The 18,914-nt window shown below is 50.2% G+C and carries 17 protein-coding genes; 8 read left to right on the top strand and 9 right to left on the bottom strand.

The features are described from left to right. Window positions 1-28: 28 nt before the first annotated feature. Complete coding sequence (gene ectB / locus O59_RS04795) at window positions 29-1,303, bottom strand: diaminobutyrate--2-oxoglutarate transaminase (RefSeq protein ID WP_007640070.1); 1,275 nt, start codon at window positions 1,301-1,303, stop codon at window positions 29-31. Between the two features lie 183 nt (window positions 1,304-1,486). Further along, entirely contained in the window at window positions 1,487-2,077 is a 591-nt protein-coding gene (gene ectA, locus O59_RS04790) for a diaminobutyrate acetyltransferase (protein ID WP_040391182.1), read from the bottom strand. A gap of 336 nt (window positions 2,078-2,413) precedes the next feature. Between ectA and O59_RS04785 the strand changes: the two genes are divergently transcribed. From O59_RS04785 to O59_RS04775, 3 genes are all read left to right on the top strand, one after another. Further along, complete coding sequence (locus tag O59_RS04785; RefSeq protein WP_007640067.1) at window positions 2,414-2,929, top strand: MarR family winged helix-turn-helix transcriptional regulator; 516 nt, start codon at window positions 2,414-2,416, stop codon at window positions 2,927-2,929. Window positions 2,930-3,065: 136 nt separating this feature from the next. Continuing rightward, a complete protein-coding gene (locus O59_RS04780) occupies window positions 3,066-5,570 on the top strand; it encodes an ExeM/NucH family extracellular endonuclease (RefSeq protein ID WP_007640065.1) in 2,505 nt (834 codons plus the stop codon). A 15-nt stretch (window positions 5,571-5,585) separates the two neighbouring features. Further along, a complete protein-coding gene (locus tag O59_RS04775) occupies window positions 5,586-6,185 on the top strand; it encodes a cohesin domain-containing protein (protein ID WP_007640063.1) in 600 nt (199 codons plus the stop codon). Between the two features lie 71 nt (window positions 6,186-6,256). On the opposite strand, the gene O59_RS04770 is transcribed toward O59_RS04775, so the two are convergent. From O59_RS04770 to O59_RS04740, 7 genes are all read right to left on the bottom strand, one after another. Continuing rightward, window positions 6,257-7,546: a hypothetical protein gene (locus O59_RS04770; RefSeq protein ID WP_007640062.1), complete on the bottom strand. Its 1,290-nt coding sequence runs from the start codon at window positions 7,544-7,546 to the stop codon at window positions 6,257-6,259. Between the two features lie 83 nt (window positions 7,547-7,629). Beyond that, complete coding sequence (gene proB, locus O59_RS04765; protein ID WP_007640060.1) at window positions 7,630-8,754, bottom strand: glutamate 5-kinase; 1,125 nt, start codon at window positions 8,752-8,754, stop codon at window positions 7,630-7,632. 140 nt (window positions 8,755-8,894) lie between these two features. After that, a complete protein-coding gene (cgtA, locus tag O59_RS04760) occupies window positions 8,895-10,097 on the bottom strand; it encodes an Obg family GTPase CgtA (RefSeq protein ID WP_007640058.1) in 1,203 nt (400 codons plus the stop codon). A gap of 183 nt (window positions 10,098-10,280) precedes the next feature. Beyond that, complete coding sequence (rpmA, locus tag O59_RS04755) at window positions 10,281-10,541, bottom strand: 50S ribosomal protein L27 (protein ID WP_007640051.1); 261 nt, start codon at window positions 10,539-10,541, stop codon at window positions 10,281-10,283. 16 nt (window positions 10,542-10,557) lie between these two features. After that, the gene (gene rplU / locus O59_RS04750) at window positions 10,558-10,875 is read right to left on the bottom strand and encodes a 50S ribosomal protein L21 (protein WP_007640048.1); all 318 of its coding nucleotides are present in this window, start codon (window positions 10,873-10,875) and stop codon (window positions 10,558-10,560) included. A gap of 176 nt (window positions 10,876-11,051) precedes the next feature. Further along, complete coding sequence (locus O59_RS04745; RefSeq protein WP_007640046.1) at window positions 11,052-11,978, bottom strand: alpha/beta hydrolase; 927 nt, start codon at window positions 11,976-11,978, stop codon at window positions 11,052-11,054. Window positions 11,979-12,149: 171 nt separating this feature from the next. Continuing rightward, window positions 12,150-12,500: a hypothetical protein gene (locus O59_RS04740; protein ID WP_007640042.1), complete on the bottom strand. Its 351-nt coding sequence runs from the start codon at window positions 12,498-12,500 to the stop codon at window positions 12,150-12,152. A gap of 139 nt (window positions 12,501-12,639) precedes the next feature. On the opposite strand from O59_RS04740, the gene leuS reads away from it, so the two are divergent. From leuS to axe2C, 5 genes are all read left to right on the top strand, one after another. Continuing rightward, window positions 12,640-15,102, top strand: a complete 2,463-nt coding sequence (gene leuS / locus O59_RS04735) for a leucine--tRNA ligase (RefSeq protein WP_050976945.1) — start codon at window positions 12,640-12,642, stop codon at window positions 15,100-15,102. Between the two features lie 40 nt (window positions 15,103-15,142). Further along, window positions 15,143-15,682 carry an LPS assembly lipoprotein LptE gene (lptE, locus tag O59_RS04730; protein WP_007640039.1) on the top strand — a complete coding sequence of 180 codons (540 nt, stop codon included), beginning with the start codon at window positions 15,143-15,145 and terminating at the stop codon, window positions 15,680-15,682. A gap of 1 nt (window position 15,683) precedes the next feature. Continuing rightward, entirely contained in the window at window positions 15,684-16,733 is a 1,050-nt protein-coding gene (holA, locus tag O59_RS04725; RefSeq protein WP_007640037.1) for a DNA polymerase III subunit delta, read from the top strand. Between the two features lie 75 nt (window positions 16,734-16,808). Further along, window positions 16,809-17,663 carry a GDSL-type esterase/lipase family protein gene (locus O59_RS04720; protein WP_232283036.1) on the top strand — a complete coding sequence of 285 codons (855 nt, stop codon included), beginning with the start codon at window positions 16,809-16,811 and terminating at the stop codon, window positions 17,661-17,663. A 109-nt stretch (window positions 17,664-17,772) separates the two neighbouring features. Further along, window positions 17,773-18,849 (top strand): bifunctional acetylxylan esterase/glucomannan deacetylase AxeC2, encoded by a 1,077-nt coding sequence (gene axe2C / locus O59_RS04715; protein ID WP_007640033.1) that lies wholly within the window; start codon window positions 17,773-17,775, stop codon window positions 18,847-18,849. Window positions 18,850-18,914 lie beyond the last annotated feature (65 nt).

Raw genomic sequence — 18,914 nt, 5'->3', positions numbered from 1 at the left:
CTCTATTTTTTAATCAGGTCAATACGACTTACGCGGATTTGCGTGCGACATATTCACTCATGGTGGCCGCAAAACTTAGCTCAAGAATTTTCAGGCCTTTGCGCAGATCCTCCTCACCAATCGTGAGCGGACAAAACACTTTTACTACCTGCCCCTGGTTACCGGCTGTTTCAATCACCAGACCGCGTTCAAATGCATGGCGACAAATCGAATCGGCAATAGCACCGCTGGCGCATTCAATGCCCTGCATTAAACCGCGCCCTTTTACGCGCAGGGTGAGCGGCTGGAATGCATCGAGCATGGCTTTTAATTGCTGCTGTACAATGAGGGATTTCTGCGCAATCTCCTGTACAAAATGTTGGTCGCGCCAATAGGTTTCGAGCGCCGCTGTCGCGGTGATAAAGGCGTGGTTATTACCGCGAAAGGTGCCGTTGTGTTCGCCCGGCAACCAGCGATCCAGCGCGGGGTTTAACAACACAATCGACAACGGCAAACCAAAACCGCTGAGGGATTTTGACAAGGTGACAATGTCGGGCTTAATGCCGCTGCTTTCAAAACTAAAGAAGCTACCGGTGCGGCCGCAGCCTGCTTGAATGTCATCGACAATTAACAACATGTCGTGTTTGCGACACAATTTTTGCAAACCCTGCAACCAGGAATCGGCCGCGACATTTAAACCGCCCTCACCTTGCACCACTTCAATAATCACAGCGGCGGGAATATCCACACCACTGGAAGGGTCAGACAATAATTTGTCCATCATTTTGAGGGTGTCGGCATCGCGCCCGTGATAACCGCAAAAAGGCATGCGCTCAATATTGTTCAGCGGCACACCAGCACCACCGCGATGATGTTGATTACCCGTGGCAGCGACCGCACCGAGCGAGACACCGTGGAAACCATTGGTAAACGCAATCACACCGCTGCGGCCTTTGACTTTGCGCGCAATTTTTAATGCCGCTTCAACTGCATTGGCGCCCGTCGGCCCGGTAAATTGCACGCGATATTCCAAACCGCGCGGCGCCAAAATAATATCGCGCAGACTGTGCAGAAATTTTGCTTTCGCCTGGGTGTGCATATCCAAGCCATGAGCGATACCGTCTTGCTCGATATAATCCATTAGTGCTTTTTTAAGCAGCGGATTATTGTGACCATAATTCAGCGAGCCGGCACCGGCGAGAAAATCGAGATAGGCTTTGCCCTGATCATCAAATAAATAGCTGCCGCGCGCATGGTGAAATACCACGGGAAAAGCGCGAGAGTAAGAGCGAACTTCCGATTCCATTTGTTGAAAAATTTTCATTGTCGTCATCCTCTTGGTGAATATGATTTGTGCTAATGGGAATAGCTAAATTTTGGATAGCAGTTTCCCGTGGCGATACAGAGGTATCACCATTCGGGTAGGGCTTGGCCCTGCAAGGTTTAACGGTTTATGGGTGATGTTCGCAGCGCGGGCAACGAGTTGCACCGCGCGCGTTGCCCATCATCAATCCAGCCAGCGCCGGTTGGAGCAGCGCAAACCTGCACGCAAATCGTCCAGGTGATAGGCCATGGATTTGTCGGGGCGGTTGGGCAACGGGGCAATTTGCAGCAAGTATTCGTCGTCGTGCTCGCCACCAAAATGGCGATCGCGATCAAACATCATGCTTTTAACGGGGATGGCGCCGCAGTCGCGGGCAAAACTTTCAAACAGCGCCCAGGAGGCGTGATTATCGGGGGTGATACTGGTCGTAAGGCGCTGGGCTTTTTCGGTGCCCGGCTGATCCACCAACCACGTGAGCATGCGCTTGGCCAAGCCGGAACCACGCATTGCCTCGCTCACCACAACTTGCCACACAAAGAGGGTCTCGCTGTCATTCGGCGGGCAATAAGCCGAGATAAAACCGACCAACTGCCCGTTGAGCAGGGCGGCAACCGAGGTATCGGCAAAATGCTGGCATTGCAGCAAATTACAGTAGACGGAGTTGGTATCCAGCGGTGGGCTGGCAGCAACCAGTTGGTTGAGAGCATAACCATCGGTTGGTAGAGGGTGGCGCAGCTCCAGGGTGTCCCATAAAAGATCGTTTCTGGCGTTCATAAAAACCTCCATAGTGCGTCTTTGATAGCGGCAATATTATTACAACACTAATCAATTGGAAGCCTTTTTAATAGATTAAAAGGCTTTAAGAAAGGATTAAAATTTAGTAAACATCGAATTAACAGCAAAAAATCGTTTTTATTGGCACTTAATCAAACTTTTTGCCTTAAAATATACTTAGTACACAAAGTATATTTTTGATAGTACAAAATTTATCAGCACAGGTCTAGTGATAATTTTGTGACATAACCTGACCTTTGCACTGAGGATGACAAGAAGCACTCCCACAGGCATGCTGCTATCTCCGCCCCCTAACCCTTACTGACGACACCCTAAATGAACCAGATCGACCAGGTACTCACTTCGCTGCGCCGTGTAATTCGCGCCATCGACCTCCACTCGCGCCAACTGGTGAAAACCGCCAGTGTCACCGGCCCGCAACTACGCCTGTTGCAGCTGATCCGCAGCCAGCAGGGCGGCACAGTAAAAGAGCTGGCGGACGCCATGAGCCTGAGCCAAGCCACAGTCACCAGCATTATGGATCGCCTGGAAAGCCGCAGCCTGATTGCGCGGGTGCGCTCGCTGACCGATAAACGCAAAATTCACCCGCAGCTTACCGACAGCGGCAATGCCCTGCTGGATACCGCCCCCACCCCGCTGCAAGACAGCTTTGTGCGCAAGTTTGACCAGCTGCACAGCTGGGAGCAGCACATGATTATCGCTTCGCTGCAGCGCGTGGCAGAAATGATGGATGCCGAAGCAATTGATGCCTCGCCCTTTTTGGACATAGGCTCGCTGGACAGGGTGGAAGTAGACGAGGCGACAATCGCCCAACAGGGCTCACAAAATTGACGCCCCCATGGGATAGTCACAAAAACATCACCAAATAGTCCAAATCCCGCCACAGCTCCGTAACAAAGCCCACCTAAGCTGCGCCCCTGACACAGTTAATTGCCCATATCGGGCATTTGCCAAGGGAGCGCACACCATGAGTTCAGTAAAAGCGATTCACCTGTCGCTGGCCTGCTTGATTGCAAGCGCCAGCTTCCCCGCCGCCGCCACGCTGTATTTTTCTGAATACATAGAAGGCAGCAGCAACAATAAAGCATTGGAAATCTACAACAGCAGTACCAATGACATCGCCCTGAGCGGCCATAAAGTGGAGATGTATTTCAACGGCAGCAATAGCGCTGGCCTGACCATCAACCTCATCGGCAACATCCCCGCAAACGGCGTCTTTGTGCTCGCCCATGGCAGCGCCAATGCAAGCATTCTTGCCCTTGCCAACCAAACCAACAGTTCCGGCTGGTTTAATGGTGACGATGCGATTGTGCTGAAAAATGGCAACACAATTTTGGATAGCATCGGGCAAGTCGGCGTTGACCCCGGCAGCGAATGGGGCACGGGTTTTACCAGCACCGCCGACAACACTCTGCGCCGCAAAACCTCCATCACCGCTGGCGATGCAATCATCAATAACAGTTTTGACCCCGCGCTGGAGTGGGAAGGTTTCGCGCAAGATACTTTTGATCACCTCGGCACCTATCAAGGCAGCAGCAATAACGGTGGCAACAATGGCGGAACAACCGGCAGTTGCGGGGATGCTGCCACCTTGATCAGCAGTATTCAGGGCGCCGGCGCGAGCAGCCCGCTACTTGGAAGCGATGTCAACATTGAAGCCATCGTGGTTGCGGATTTCCAAAATGCCAATCAGCTCGGCGGATTTTTTGTGCAAGAAGAAGATACCGACAGCGATGGCAATGCAAACACATCCGAAGGCATTTATATCGCCAGTACTACACCTGTTGCAGTGGGTGATCGGGTACGCGTATATGGGAAAATCGCAGAGACTTTTCAATTAACCCAACTCAGCGAAACAACGGTAGCCGTGTGCGCGAGCAATCAAGCCCTGCCGACGCCAGCCACTCTTTCACTGCCGGTTACCTCACTGGATACCTTTGAAAAAATTGAAGGCATGTCCGTGGCTATTGCACAAACACTCACCGTAAACGAAACCTATCAATTAGGTCGCTTCGGTCAAGTGCTGCTCGCCAATGGCCGTTTGCAACAACCCACCAATGTGGTTGAACCCGGTGCAGCGGCTAATGCATTACAAGCGCAAAATAATTTAAATAAATTGATGATGGATGACGCCAGCAATCTGCAAAATCCTGATCCGGTTATTTTCCCCGCACCCGGTTTGTCTGCACAGAACACACTGCGCAGCGGCGATACTGTGGCAAATCTACAAGGTGTAATCACTTACGATTTTGGTGTGTATCGCATTCTCCCTACGATTGCACCCAATTTTATTAACACCAATGCCCGCCCACTCGCACCGGTAACAGATTCAGCGGCGAATTTAAAAATCGCCAGCTTTAACGTCTTAAACTTTTTCAATGGTAATGGCACTGGTGGCGGTTTCCCCACTGCACGCGGCGCCAACAACGCCACGGAATTTGCACGGCAGAAAGCCAAAATTGTCAGCGCCCTGGTGGGCTTGAACGCAGATGTGATTGGTCTGGTTGAAATTGAAAATGATGGTTACAGCAGCACCAGCGCAATTGCCGAATTAGCGTCAGCACTGAATACCGCTAACGGAATCAACACTTGGAAATATATCAATCCAGGCGTAAATAAAATCGGTACCGATGAAATTGCGGTCGGGTTTATTTATCGCAGCGACAAAGCTACTGCGATTGGCACAACCGCAATTTTGGATTCAAGCATTGACCAACAATTTATCGACACCAAAAATCGCCCCGCGCTCGCGCAAAGTTTTCGCGCCAACAGCAACCGTGCAATTGCGACCGTTGTCGTCAATCATCTTAAATCCAAAGGTTCGGATTGTAATGACCTGGGCGATACAGACATCGGTGATGGTCAGGGCAATTGCAATATCACTCGCACCCAAGCCGCCACCGCCCTGGTGAATTGGCTGAGCACCAATCCAACCGGCGTTAATGATCCGGATTATTTAATCATTGGTGATTTAAATGCGTACGCCAAAGAAGATCCCATCACCCAGATTATCAATGCGGGTTATACCGACCTGATTCATAAATTCGGCGGCAGCAGTGCTTATTCTTATGTGTTCGACGGGCAAGCCGGTTATTTGGATCACAGCTTGGCAAGCAGCTCATTAACACCACAAGTGTTATTCACTGCTGACTGGCATATCAATGCCGACGAACCTATCAGCCTCGACTACAACACTGAATTTAAATCGCCCACACAAATTGCCAATTTTTATAGCGCCGACGCATATCGCTCATCCGATCATGATCCGTTAGTAGTTTCATTGAAATTAATTTTGGACCTCGATGGCGACGGCGATGTGGATAAAAACGATGTGCAACTCGTCACCAACGCACGCGGGGTAACGCCAACTGCATTTGATCAACGCGATGTAAACGGCGACGGCGTCATCAATGCACTCGATGCACGCGCACTCACATTGCAATGCACTCGCACCGGCTGCGCCACCAATTAATTAAGGAGTTTGAAAATGAAAAAAATCTTCGCCTGTTTATTAGCGCTTGGTTTAATTTTATCGCTCAACGCCAATGCAATCAGTATCGATCTGATAACCGACAAGAATGCTACCAGTATCGGTGAAACAATTGAACTGCAAGTGCGCATCAACGGATTAGATGACGCAACTGCACTGGGCAGTTACGATGTCAATTTTCATTACGATGAAAATTTGTTTAGCATCAGCAGTATCAGCTGGGGTGATGCAGTACAAGGCAACCAGTTAGACCTACTCGGCTTTGGCAGCCTGCAAGATAGCAGCAGCAACCTTGGCTGGTTAAATATGTTAGAAGTATCCTTTGATGAAATAGCAGATCTGGAATTACTACAAGCAGGGGAATTTACCTTGTTCAGTGTATTGCTTAACACAATTGCTATTGGCAGCGGAGATTTTTCGCTAACCACTAATGCAATAGGCGATGCTTACGGCCAGGATTTATTTATCGATAGCATCAGCAATACAACAGTGAATACAAGTGAGGTAACTGTGTCAGAACCAGCGGGCATGTTGTTATTACTCGGTGCGATTGCTTTCGTTGCTTTGCGCAACAAAGCATCTCAACACAAACAATAATTACTAGGGTTAACAATAAAAACGCCCGCCGCTTTCAATAGGGGCGGGCGTTACACTCGTGACAAAAAAGCTCAAGAATCCTGAATATACCCAAGAATTTTTTCAACTTCTGCCGCCAACTCTTTGTTATCAAATTTCATTTTATTCATATATGCAGCCAAAGATTGAGGATCTTCCTTATAGCCAGTTTTTAAAGTCCATGCATAAGAGAATGCCTTCTCTGCAACAGAAATATCGCGCAAGTTACCATCCATAATTTCAAGCAACTTTTCTACTGGATAGCCAGCAAAAGACATGGACTGGGTGGCCGCACTTACCGCCTTGAACTTTAGCGATGGATCTTTAATTGACGCCACAAATTCACCCACCTTTTCACTGCCATAGATATGAATTTTACTGGCGCCAGTTAACGCAACCGATTCTGCAATTTTTTTATCATGCAAACTATCGATAAGTTGATAGGCATCAGCGAAATAGGCACGATTAAATAAACTGTCCATCAAACCATTAACCGCCCATTCATCAACATGAGCCTGATTTTCGAGAAACATTTTTTTTGCTTCCAAAGGGTCAGTTTTGGCGTATACAGCCAAGGCACTATTGAGCAAGGTCACATCAACCTCTCCTTGGTGCTGCGTTAATGCATAATCAATCGCCGCCATAGGATTCGCTGTCGCCACGGCTTGAGCCAAACCGACCCTACTCCATTTATCTTGCGGACGAACACTCTCCTTGAGTAAACGCACTCCTTCCTCGTAAGCCATCCACTGCCAATCGGGGTAAATGGACAAAGACTGCAACAGAGCCATCTTTCTCTCAAGCTGCTGCTCAGGAGCGGAAAACATAAATACAAAATCGCTTTCATGCTGCTGCAACCATTCAAATGTCATTTGCGGCTGATTCAGAGACAAATTAGCAAACAGGGTTGCAGCGAGCTCCTCCCCCATGGATGACTCCATTAACGTGAATGCGTGCTCAGGGAATTTTCCCGCAAGGAACCATGCAATTTGTCCCTTAAGTTGCGGCTGGGAATCATCCAGCGATAGCAAGATATTTTGAATGGCAGAGGGGGATAAAAGCTCCAGCTGCTGGAGCGCACGGTATCCGTCGAACTGACTTTTAGGCGTCTGCACACCTAAAAGTCTGATCACATCATCCGATGAAGGTAGTGATGCCATAGCGATCCGTTGCGGGGTGGTTTTAGCAACTTGCGGAGCCGGTAGCGCGACTGATTCAGGATTAGAATCCAATTCAGCGGGAGCAGACACCCACTCCAGATCAAATGGAACCTCAGCGCCAATTTTATAACCGCACAATCCACCCAAACCAAATACTAAAACCAGTATTACTGCCTTGTTCATGCCTGCCTCCCTCAAAGTTTTTTTACGCTTCTGGCATCAGCTTTTTTGACAAACAATAGCTCACACACTGAGATATTAATGCTTTAACTCAACACCAGATTATCGCGATGAATCAATTCGTTATCATCGCGATAACCTAAAACATCGGCGATTTGGCTACTGGGTTTACCGATAATTTTACGCGCCTCATCGGCGTGGTAATTAATTAATCCGCGCGCGATTTCTTTGCCGTTTAAATCTTCGCAAATCACCATATCACCACGGGTGAAATCACCGCGCACTTCTTTGACGCCCACTGGCAAAATACTTTTACCTTTCTCGCGCACCATGCGCACTGCACCGTCGTCCAGAATAATGGTGCCGCGGGTTTGCAACTGGCCGGAGATCCAGCGTTTGCGTGCGGCTTGTGGCTGTTGTTCGGCCCACAAAAAAGTGCCTAGGTTTTCACCGTCCGCAATACGCAGCAATGCATTTTCAATGCGCCCTCCCACAATTACTGTGTCGGCACCGGAGCGCGCAGCAACTCGTGCGGCGCGCACTTTGGTAATCATGCCGCCGCGCCCCAAGGCACCACCAGTACCCCCAGCCATTTGCTCCAGGCGATTATCATCAGCGGCGATTTCACTCAGCAGTTGCGCATCGGGATTGGAGCGCGGGTCGCTGTCGTACATGCCTTTTTGGTCGGTGAGAATGACCAACAAATCCGCTTCAATTAAATTGGCCACCAGCGCACCGAGGGTGTCGTTATCGCCAAAGCGAATTTCGTCGGTAACCACTGTGTCGTTTTCGTTAATCACCGGCACCACATTTAAACCCACCAGAGTTTTTAAGGTGGAGCGTGCATTTAAATAGCGCTGGCGGGAGGATAAATCGTCGTGGTCGAGCAGCACTTGTGCGGTGAGCAAACCGTAGCGCTGGAATTCCACTTCATAAGTTTGAATCAAACTCATTTGACCAACAGCGGCCGCCGCTTGCAGCTGATGAATTTCAGTCGGGCGCGCAGCCCAACCTAAACGGCGCATACCAGCGGCAACGGCGCCGGATGAAACCAATACCAGTTCAATGCCGCGCAGACGCAGCTCAGCCATTTGTTTGACCCAACCGGCAATGGCCTCGGCATCAAGACCTTTACCATCATTGGTAAGGAGAGCGCTGCCGATTTTTACTACCCAGCGCTTAGCTTGGGGAATGATGTTTCTTTTGCTCATGAAGAGATGCGCTCAAGAATAATTTGTTAAATTTTTATGTAAACACCGGGCGCATAATGCAACACGCCCGGAACGAGACCCGGGCGTGAGATTACACTATTTTTTTACGCTGACTAATCGCAAAATCAACGCGCATTTAATTAGTGACCAACGTAAATAACTTCTACGTCGTAATCATCTTCATTGAAGTTATCATCCTCCACATCGCCGCGTGCACGACGCGCTTCACGCTCGATTTCGCGCAGCTCTTCAATGCGATCACGCGCTTCCTGCGCCATCTGATTTTGCAATTGCTCTTCGCGCTCGCGCACTTCCGGATTGGTTTTTTCCTCTTCCCAGACCGCTTCAAGGTTATCCATCAGCTTGCCAATCAATGGCACTGTGCCTTCGCGATTGAGCGCCGAAATACGATAGACCGGGCCCGTCCAGTTCAATTGATCAACCACCGCCTGGCAGCGCGCCTCCACTTCATCGGGCGGCAGCAAATCGATTTTGTTGAGCAATAACCAGCGCTCGCGGGTGGCGAGGGTCGGGCTGAACTTGGCTAACTCCTCGGCGATGATGCGGACATTGTCAGCGGGATTGGATTCATCCACCGGCGCCATATCCACCATGTGCATCAGGTAGCGGCAGCGGGTTAAATGTTTGAGGAAACGTACCCCCAAGCCAGCACCTTCGGCGGCACCCTCGATCACACCGGGAATATCGGCGATCACAAAACTGCGGTGCTGCTGCACTTTTACCACCCCGAGATTGGGTACGAGTGTGGTGAAGGGATAATCCGCCACTTTGGGCTTGGCGGAACTGACCGCGCGGATAAAGCTGGATTTACCGGCATTGGGCAAACCAAGCATACCTACATCAGCCAATACTTTTAATTCAAGTTTCAGGTTGCGCATTTCGCCTTCCGTACCGGGCGATGTTTTGCGCGGTGTGCGGTTGGTACTGGTTTTAAAGCGGGTATTACCCAAACCGTGGAAACCACCCTGCGCCACTTTTAATTTCTGACCGTGTTCGGTCAAATCGCCAAAAACCTCTTCGGTATCGGTATCAATTACCGTGGTGCCTACGGGCACGGGCAGAAACAGATCGGCACCTTTGGCACCGGTACAATCTTTACTGCCGCCTTTCTGGCCATTTTCGGCGCGATACTTGGGCACAAAACGATAATCGATGAGGGTGTTCAGGTTTTCATCAGCCACCAGATAAACACTACCACCATCGCCGCCATCGCCGCCGTCCGGGCCGCCTTTGGAAATAAATTTTTCCCGGCGGAAGCTCATGAAACCGTTGCCACCATTACCGGCTTCGACATGAATAGGGGCTTCATCAACAAATTTCACAAATCACTCCACAGGAATAAAAATAAATACAATAAAATCATTAACGCAAATCGTCAGAACTGGATAGCAACCCTGCATATCGTCCTGAATATAAAAAAGCCCCATCGTGAACGATAGGGCTTTTTTATTGTTCTTCATTTGCCCACTGCAAGCAGTAAGCTTGGCTAGTTTTTTAGCGCAATATTAAGCAGCAGGAATGATGCTTACGTATTGACGGCCAAAAGCGCCTTTAATTTCGAACTTAACAGTACCGTCCACTTTCGCGAACAGAGTGTGGTCTTTACCCAGACCTACGTTTACACCAGCGTGAAACTTGGTGCCACGTTGACGAACAATAATGCTGCCGCCAGAAATCAACTCGCCGCCGTAAGCTTTAACACCAAGGCGTTTCGCTTCTGAATCGCGACCGTTACGAGAACTACCAACCCCTTTCTTGTGAGCCATTTTATAGCCTCCTCAATTAACCTTTGATAGCAGTGATTTTCACTTCGGTGAACCACTGACGATGACCTTGACGCTTCATGTGGTGCTTACGACGACGGAATTTGATGATCTTCACTTTGTCGGCACGGCCATGAGCAACTACTTCAGCAGTAACGGTTGCGCCTTCAACAACAGGAGCGCCAATTTTGACGTCTGCGCCGTTAGCAACCAGATACACTTTGTTGAATTCAACAACGCCGCCAGTAGCGAAATCGATTTTTTCGAGTTTGAGGGTTTCACCCACAACTACGCGATGTTGCTTACCACCGCTTTCAAATATTGCGTATGCACTCATTTACTTTGCTCCATACTTTTATCCAGACGAATCTGGACTTGGACGACACGAAGTAGCTTGGCGATATGCCTGGGCATTTGGGACTAGCGTCGTATACCGGTTTTCAGGGGCGGCGATTGTATGCCAAGCCGCCAGATTATCGCAAGCTAAAAAACCATCGCTATCGCAGTTTTTGCCTATTTAATGATCTGCAGAGCACTCAACCACAACTCCAGCGCCTGCGGCCAACTGGAGACAGTGCCCTGCCCTTGAATCATGCCCACACCGTGGATAGTGGAGTTGTAGACATGCAGCTCCGACTGTTTACTGTATTTCTGCACCTCAGCAAAAAACATCAGGCTGTTACCGACAGGCACCGCTTGATCGCCCACACCATGCAGCATAAACACGGGCGGAACCCCTGCTTTGACTTGCTTCTGCAGTGAGTTATCACTCACTAATTGCGGCTCGGGATGGTCGCCCAACAATGCCTTGCGCGAGCCAGCGTGAGCATCGGAGCCCTCCAGGGTAATTACCGGATAACCGAGAATGGCAAAATCCGGGCGCGCGCTAATGTCAGCCAGTGGATCAGTGTTGTCGCCGGCAAAGTCAAAACGGGTAGCGACACTGGCAGCTAAATGGCCACCGGCGGAAAATCCTATCACCCCCACTTTAGCGGGATCTATCCCCCACTCCGCAGCATGCTGGCGCACCTGGCGCACCGCACGCAAACCATCAAGCAAAGGCGCGGGAAAGCCGTGCTCCTGCATACGGTACTTGACCACAAACGCTGCCACACCGCGCGCGGCAAACCATTTGGCGATGTCGTGCCCCTCGTGGTTAATTGCCAAACGAACATAGCCACCGCCAGGGAAGATCACAATCGCGGCGCCATTGGCCTTGCTCGCCTCCGGCCAATAGGGCGTCATGGAGGCGTTATCCACACTATAAACGCGCTGATCCTTTACATGTTCGCGGTCGGGACTGACCAAAGGCTTTTCATTCCACAAATAAAAAGCACCCACAGGGCGCGGGGTAGAGGGTTGTTCGGCAAACACTTGCGTAGTTACTCCAATACAAAACAAACAGCAGACAAACAGGAAAACGCGATTAATAACAGCCATAGGTAGATCTCGTCAGGGACGCCGGTTAATGATTATTGTGTTGACCGGTTTGACTATTGCCGAGCGACGGAAAACTGCCTGTTACTGGCGCCCCGCCCTTATCAATAAAATCGCCCGGTACATTGCCGGGCGAACTGATAATAACAGCTGCAATGGAAATTTCAGCAGTGCTTAGTGCAGATGGGTTTCGTCGTCGCCCCACCAGTGGTGCAACTGCCAATCCACGCGCGTTGGGTCAGCGGCGCGCAGTAGCCAATCACTGGTGATCAGCTCCCACTCATAAAGCCCAAGCTTCAAATCCGACCAGATGCTGTGTGCGTCTTCGCGAATATAAGCCTTGGCTAAATCCACCTCTTCACCCACCATCTGCTCGGCGGTAAGTTCGAGTTTGACCAGATCGTCAACCTCCTGTTTAAGCGCGCCCAGAGCCCCCGTTTCCTCGGGGCTGAAGGGCAAATCGAGCTGACTGACATGGTAGGGGTTGTCGGCAGCTTTATTGGTTGGATTATTCGTTGGCTTCATGGCAAATAACTCCCGCTAGCGCTTCAAGATATTTATACCCACATAGGCAGTACAGCCTCTATAATCACCGCCTTTCTCAACATTGAGTGCAAAACTCCACCTTCAGTATAGGCCTTAGATTCCAATGCAAGAGCGCCCCATGCAAGAACAATACACTCCCGCCGAAGTTGAAGCCCAAGCCCAGCAGTACTGGGAAGAACACCAAAGCTTCAAGGTTATTGAGGATCGCAGCAAAGAAAAATTCTATTGTCTGGCGATGTTTCCCTACCCGAGCGGCAAGCTACACATGGGGCACGTGCGCAATTACACCATTACCGATGTGATCGCCCGCTACCAGCGCATGCAAGGCAAAAACGTATTGCATCCAATGGGTTGGGACGCCTTTGGCCTGCCCGCTGAAAATGCCGCGCTGCAGCGCCAGACCGCACCGGCAGCCTGGACCTATTCAAATACCGACCATATGCGCAGCCAGTTAAAGCAACTCGGCTTTGGCTTTGATTGGTCGCGCGAACTGACCACCTGTAAACCCGAATACTACAAATGGGAACAGTGGTTCTTTACCCGCTTGTACGAAAAAGGTTTGGTTTACAAGCGCATGGCGACGGTGAACTGGGATCCGGTTGACCATACCGTTCTGGCGAACGAACAAGTGATCGATGGACGCGGCTGGCGCTCAGGCGCATTGGTTGAGCGCAAAGAAATCCCGCAGTGGTTTATCAAAATCACCGCCTACGCTGAAGAATTATTAGCCGATCTGGACAAACTGCCCAACTGGCCCGAGCAAGTCAAAACCATGCAGCGCAACTGGATCGGCAAAAGTCGCGGTCTGGATATGCATTTTGATCTCGCTGCACCTGTTGGCGAATTTACCGGTTTTGATATCTACACCACCCGCCCCGATACCATTATGGGCGTGACCTATGTGAGCCTCGCGGCCGAGCATCCTATCGCCAAAGTTCTTGCGGAGAGCAATCCCGCGCTTGCGCAATTTATCGCTGAATGCAAAGTGCAATCGGTCGCCGAAGCCGATATGGCGACCATGGAAAAGCGGGGCATCGATACCGGTGTTAAAGCGCTGCACCCGATTACCGGCGAACCGGTCTCGGTGTGGATCGCCAACTATGTATTGATGGACTACGGCTCAGGCGCAGTGATGGCCGTACCCGCGCATGACCAGCGCGATTACGAATTTGCGCAGAAATACAACCTGCCAATCTCTCCAGTGATTGCGCCGCAGAATGGCGAAGCCATCGACCTGAGCAAAGCCGCCTTCACTGAAAAAGGTGTATTGGTGAATTCAGGCGAGTACGACGGTTTGGATTTCAACGCCGCCTTTGATGCCATCGCCAGCACCCTGGAAATGGCCAACAAAGGCCAGGTGAAAACCAACTATCGCCTGCGCGATTGGGGTGTATCCCGCCAGCGTTACTGGGGCGCACCTATCCCCATGTTCAACTTGCCCAACGGCGGCGAGATTCCCGTACCCGCACACAAACTCCCGGTATTGTTGCCGGAAGATGTGGTGATGAACGGCGTTCACTCACCGATCAAAGCCGATCCTGAATGGCGCAAAGCCGAATTGGATGGCCAAGCGGTTGAGCGCGAGACGGATACCTTCGATACCTTTATGGAATCCAGTTGGTACTACGCGCGCTACACCTGCCCGAACTTCGAAGGTGGCATGCTCGACAAAGCCGCCGCTGATTACTGGCTACCGGTTGATCAATACGTCGGCGGTATCGAACACGCTATTCTCCATTTGCTCTACTCGCGCTTCTTCCACAAGTTGATGCGCGACGAAGGCTTGGTGAGCTGCGATGAACCTTTCGAACGCTTGCTCTGCCAGGGCATGGTGCTGAAAGACGGCACCAAGATGAGCAAATCCAAAGGCAACACCGTTGACCCGGAAGAGCTGATCAACCAATACGGCGCCGATACCGTGCGCCTCTTCTCTATGTTTGCCGCACCACCAGAGCAAAGCATGGAATGGAGCGATTCCGGTGTTGAAGGCGCCAACCGCTTCTTGCGCCGCTTGTGGAAAGCAGTTGAAGGCCACATCAATGCCGGCACACCGGGCAAGCTTGATGTGAGTGCACTCCCGCAAGCGCAAAAAGATTTGCGCAGAAAGACGCACGAAACCATCCAGAAAGTCAGCGATGATTACGGCCGTCGCCAAACCTTTAACACCGCGATTGCCGCAACCATGGAATTGCTCAACGAAACCAGCAAACTCGCCGACCGCGCCAATCCGCTTGGCTTGGCTGTTGAACGCGAAGCGCTGGAAGCAGCGATTTTATTGCTTGCGCCCATCGTACCGCACATCAGCCATTCACTCTGGCAAGCTCTCGGCCACAAGAGTATTCCACTCAATGAAAAATGGCCGACACTTGATGAAAGCGCATTGACCCGCTCAACCGTGGAAGTCGTTATTCAAGTGAATGGGAAACTGCGCGGCAAATTGGATGCAGCCATCGACTCACCCAAAGAACAATTGGAAGCGCTGGCGCTTGCGCAGGAAAACGTACAAAAATTCCTGGAAGGCATTACCGTGCGCAAAGTCATTGTGGTCCCCAATAAACTTGTGAATATCGTTGCCAATTAAAACCCCTCCCTTTTACAAGGGAGAACTACATGAGAGTGTTATGAAAAAAATCATCGTCAGTTTATTAGTGCTCACCCTCACCGCTTGTGGCTGGCATTTACGCGGCTCTACAGCCGGCGGCGATAAGCTGGCGATGACAACCCCGCTGGATTTAGTAATCGACGCCGAGGATAACCACTCGCCCTTGATGGACGCCCTACGTCAATCACTGAATAGCTTCAACATCAATGAAGTTAACAGTGCTACCGCCAACTCCCTGACCCTAACCTTGGGAGCAGAGATAATGGATAAACGCACCGCAGGTGTGGGTAGTGATGCATTGACCAGCGCCTATGAAATTATTCTCAGCATGGATTATGTCGTTAGCAATACCGAAGGCGTCATCACTCCACTGAATACCCGTGCGCGCATTTCACGCACTTACAACTACGATGTGAACAATGCAAACAGTGCCGCACAAGAAGAGAAATTGGTGCTGCAGGAAATGCGCAGTGAATTAGCACAAACTATTTTGCGTCGCACCAAAACCCTGTCGGTCAAAACATTGCCCGCCAAAGCACCCGCTGCTGACGCTAACTGATATGCCCAAACTGCGCCCTGAACAACTGTCCGCCGCACTGGGCAAACAACTGGGCGCTATTTATTTGGTGTCCGGCGACGAACCGCTGCTAATTCAGGAATGCTGCGATCAAATCCGCGCCGCCGCGCGCAAAAATGGTTTTAGCGAGCGCGAGCTGTACCACATAGATACCAGCTTTGATTGGGGGCAATTACTCGCCGCCGCAAACAGCCTGTCACTCTTTGCCGAGAAAAAAATTATTGAAGTACGCATGCCCTCCGGCAAGCCAGGCGATAAAGGCGGCAAGGTTTTACAAGAGTATGCCCAGTCACCCGCCCCTGATAATTTGCTCTTAATCGTCACCGAAAAACTCGATGGCGCCACGCAAAAAAGCAAATGGTTCAAGGCCATTGAAGATGCAGGACAACACATTCAAGTCTGGCCAGTAACACCCGCTCAGTTGCCGCGCTGGATTGGTGTGCGCCTGCAGCAATCCGGTTTACATGCCGATGGCGACGCCATCGATTTGCTCGCCTCGCGTATTGAAGGCAACTTGCTCGCCGCCGCACAGGAAATTGAAAAATTAAAGCTGCTCGCGACCGATAATCGCATCAGTTATGAACTGATGGCCTCCGTAGTCGCTGATAGCGCGCGCTACGATGTTTTTGGCCTTACCGACAAAGCCCTGCACGGCGATGCCCGCGCTGCCGTGCGCACCCTGCAAGGTTTAAAAACCGAAGGTACCGAACCCATCAATGTGCTCTGGGCAGTGACCCGCGAAATTCGCGCCTTGATTCAAATCTCGCAAGCGGTTGCCCAAGGTAAACATTTTGAGTGGGCCACCAAACAGGCGGGGGTATGGGATAAACGCCAGCCACTTATTCAAGCCGCACTGCGCCGCCTAAAGCCTGCACAATTACAGCAATTGCTGCGCAAAGCCAATGGCATCGATAAGGCTGTCAAAGGCATGCGCAATGCCGAGCCATGGGATGAATTATTGGATTTAATTTTAAATATCGCCGGGGTGCAAAGTTTGAATATGCACAATGAGCGACTAAGCTTGAAAAGTTAAATACTACTGGCATTGCGAATGCAAACACCAATGACACGATTCGCAAAAACAGTATCAAAAAGTATTAATAATAAAATGCGCCACAAGCGCGATTTTCAAAAAACACACAGCCTGCGTTACCTATGCCTTATCGCCCAGATGGCGATGATGGTTATTTTTAACTTTACTGCAGGAATTTTTGCCATGTATTTGTACTCCCGCTCTATTATTCGCGCAGCTTCGATTATTGCCTTAAGCGCCCTCTGCCACATGAGCTATGCGCAGACTGCACAAGTCTCCGCTGGCACGACGCCCACTAAACGCACCACTGAATACTCATGGATGTCCGTTGCCACTTGGGATCGTATGCACGCCGAAGATGTATTGGTCGCCGAACACGATCAGGTAGATGTTTTGTTTGTAGGTGATTCAATTACCGCCGGATGGGATTGGCAAATTTGGGAGAAAAATTTCAAGCCCCTTAACGCAGCCAATTTTGGTATTGGTGGCGACGGCACCGCTAATTTACTGTGGCGCCTGCAGCACGGCACTATAGGTCAGTTACAACCCAAATTAATTGTGCTGTTAATTGGCGTAAATAATTTCGGCCTCTATAACGAAACACCAGAGCAAGCCGCCGCCGGTGTCACTGGAGTTGTCAAGCAACTCCAATTAGCCTGGCCCCACAGCAAAATCTTATTAAACGCCGTACTGCCCTTTGAAGAAAAAGCCGACTCACCCAAGCGCGCCATGGTAACAAAACTTAATTCTATTATTGCCAAGCTCGGCGATGACAAACATATTTTCTTTAAAAATTATGGCGCAGCGTTACTGCAAAAAGATGGCAGTATTTCACCTGAAATCATGGCAGATTTTCTGCACCCAACACCCAAGGGTTATCAAATCTGGGCCGACGCCATGTTGCCGGACATCAAACAACTGCTGCAATAAATTTGTAGTGCCTACTTAAAATAGTACCGATTAAGAAAGTGCCTGCCCAAGAGCAGGCACTAGCTCACTTCCACAAACACCAGAGCATTAGCCTCACACAGGTAACAATATGAAATATGCTTATTTTATATTTTGTTCGCTGACTGCACTTGCACTCAACGGCTGCACCCCAGTAACACCACAGGAACCCACCGTAATTAGTATGCAAGCTACCCAAGCACCGCTCAGCATTATGGGGCGCACCCACAGCACTGGCGATAGCGCCTATGAATTTGGTTTTCCTGGCGTGAGTTTTCGCACCGAGGTAATAGGCAAGACACTCACCGCCGAACTGCAAAGTTCCGGTGGCAATTCCTGGATTGATGTTATTGTTGATGATAATCACATCACGCAAGTGAAACTGGAACAACAATTACAAACGATTGAATTATTTAATTTTTCCGGCTCAGGACGACACTCAGTAGAAATTATTCATCGCTCGGAAAACTGGCACGGTAGCGTGACACTAAAAAAACTCACCTTAACCGAGGGGAAATTTTTACCCGCACCCGCACTGCCACAACGAAAACTATTAGTTATGGGCGACTCAGTGACCTGCGGCGAAGCAATTGATCGCGTAAAGGGCGAAGAGAAAAATACACGCTGGTGGAATGCGCGCGAATCCTACGGCATGCTCACTGCGAAAGCACTCAATGCGCAGGTGCAATTAGTGTGTTGGGGCGGGCGCGGCTTGGTGCGCAGCTGGAACGAAAAAACCGATGATAAAAATCTGGCCGAATTTTATGAGTTTACTGTTGGCGATCATAACCCCGCACTGAAATGGGATCACCGGAGCTATCAACCGGATTTAATTTTAATTGCGATAGGAACTAACGATTTCAGCCCGGGCATTCCCGCACGCGAAGACTACGTAACAGCCTATGTGCAATTGATTAATAAACTTTTGCACAATCACCCGCAAGCGCACATTGCCCTGACTGATGGCGCAATCTTAAACGGCGAAAAAAAGGCGGCACTGATTGATTATTTACGCGAGACCATTTCACGGGTCAACAATACTCGCGTGCATCAACTGATTTCCAATCACTACCCGGGTGATGCACAGGATGCACACCCCACCAAAGATCAACACGCTGCAATGGCGAAAGACTTAACACCGCAACTTAAAGCCCTAATGCATTGGTAAAAAATTTTACAATAAAAAAGGGGCGCGAATTTCGCGCCCCTTTTTTGTGTAACCCTGCGTGCAAA

The organism is Cellvibrio sp. BR (genome assembly GCF_000263355.1).
Taxonomy (GTDB): Bacteria; Pseudomonadota; Gammaproteobacteria; order Pseudomonadales; family Cellvibrionaceae; genus Cellvibrio.
This window is presented reverse-complemented; position numbering and strand designations above follow the sequence as displayed.

Excerpts from the sequence above, each read along its gene's own strand:
- O59_RS04740 (WP_007640042.1), bottom strand. The coding sequence starts at position 12,500 with ATGAAGCCAACGAATAATCCAACCAATAAAGCTGCCGACAACCCCTAC.
- rpmA (WP_007640051.1), bottom strand. The coding sequence starts at position 10,541 with ATGGCTCACAAGAAAGGGGTTGGTAGTTCTCGTAACGGTCGCGATTCA.
- leuS (WP_050976945.1), top strand. The coding sequence starts at position 12,640 with ATGCAAGAACAATACACTCCCGCCGAAGTTGAAGCCCAAGCCCAGCAG.
- rplU (WP_007640048.1), bottom strand. The coding sequence starts at position 10,875 with ATGAGTGCATACGCAATATTTGAAAGCGGTGGTAAGCAACATCGCGTA.
- O59_RS04770 (WP_007640062.1), bottom strand. The coding sequence starts at position 7,546 with ATGAACAAGGCAGTAATACTGGTTTTAGTATTTGGTTTGGGTGGATTG.
- O59_RS04775 (WP_007640063.1), top strand. The coding sequence starts at position 5,586 with ATGAAAAAAATCTTCGCCTGTTTATTAGCGCTTGGTTTAATTTTATCG.
- proB (WP_007640060.1), bottom strand. The coding sequence starts at position 8,754 with ATGAGCAAAAGAAACATCATTCCCCAAGCTAAGCGCTGGGTAGTAAAA.
- lptE (WP_007640039.1), top strand. The coding sequence starts at position 15,143 with ATGAAAAAAATCATCGTCAGTTTATTAGTGCTCACCCTCACCGCTTGT.
- axe2C (WP_007640033.1), top strand. The coding sequence starts at position 17,773 with ATGAAATATGCTTATTTTATATTTTGTTCGCTGACTGCACTTGCACTC.
- O59_RS04780 (WP_007640065.1), top strand. The coding sequence starts at position 3,066 with ATGAGTTCAGTAAAAGCGATTCACCTGTCGCTGGCCTGCTTGATTGCA.
- ectB (WP_007640070.1), bottom strand. The coding sequence starts at position 1,303 with ATGAAAATTTTTCAACAAATGGAATCGGAAGTTCGCTCTTACTCTCGC.
- O59_RS04720 (WP_232283036.1), top strand. The coding sequence starts at position 16,809 with ATGCGCCACAAGCGCGATTTTCAAAAAACACACAGCCTGCGTTACCTA.
- ectA (WP_040391182.1), bottom strand. The coding sequence starts at position 2,077 with ATGAACGCCAGAAACGATCTTTTATGGGACACCCTGGAGCTGCGCCAC.
- O59_RS04785 (WP_007640067.1), top strand. The coding sequence starts at position 2,414 with ATGAACCAGATCGACCAGGTACTCACTTCGCTGCGCCGTGTAATTCGC.
- holA (WP_007640037.1), top strand. The coding sequence starts at position 15,684 with ATGCCCAAACTGCGCCCTGAACAACTGTCCGCCGCACTGGGCAAACAA.
- O59_RS04745 (WP_007640046.1), bottom strand. The coding sequence starts at position 11,978 with ATGGCTGTTATTAATCGCGTTTTCCTGTTTGTCTGCTGTTTGTTTTGT.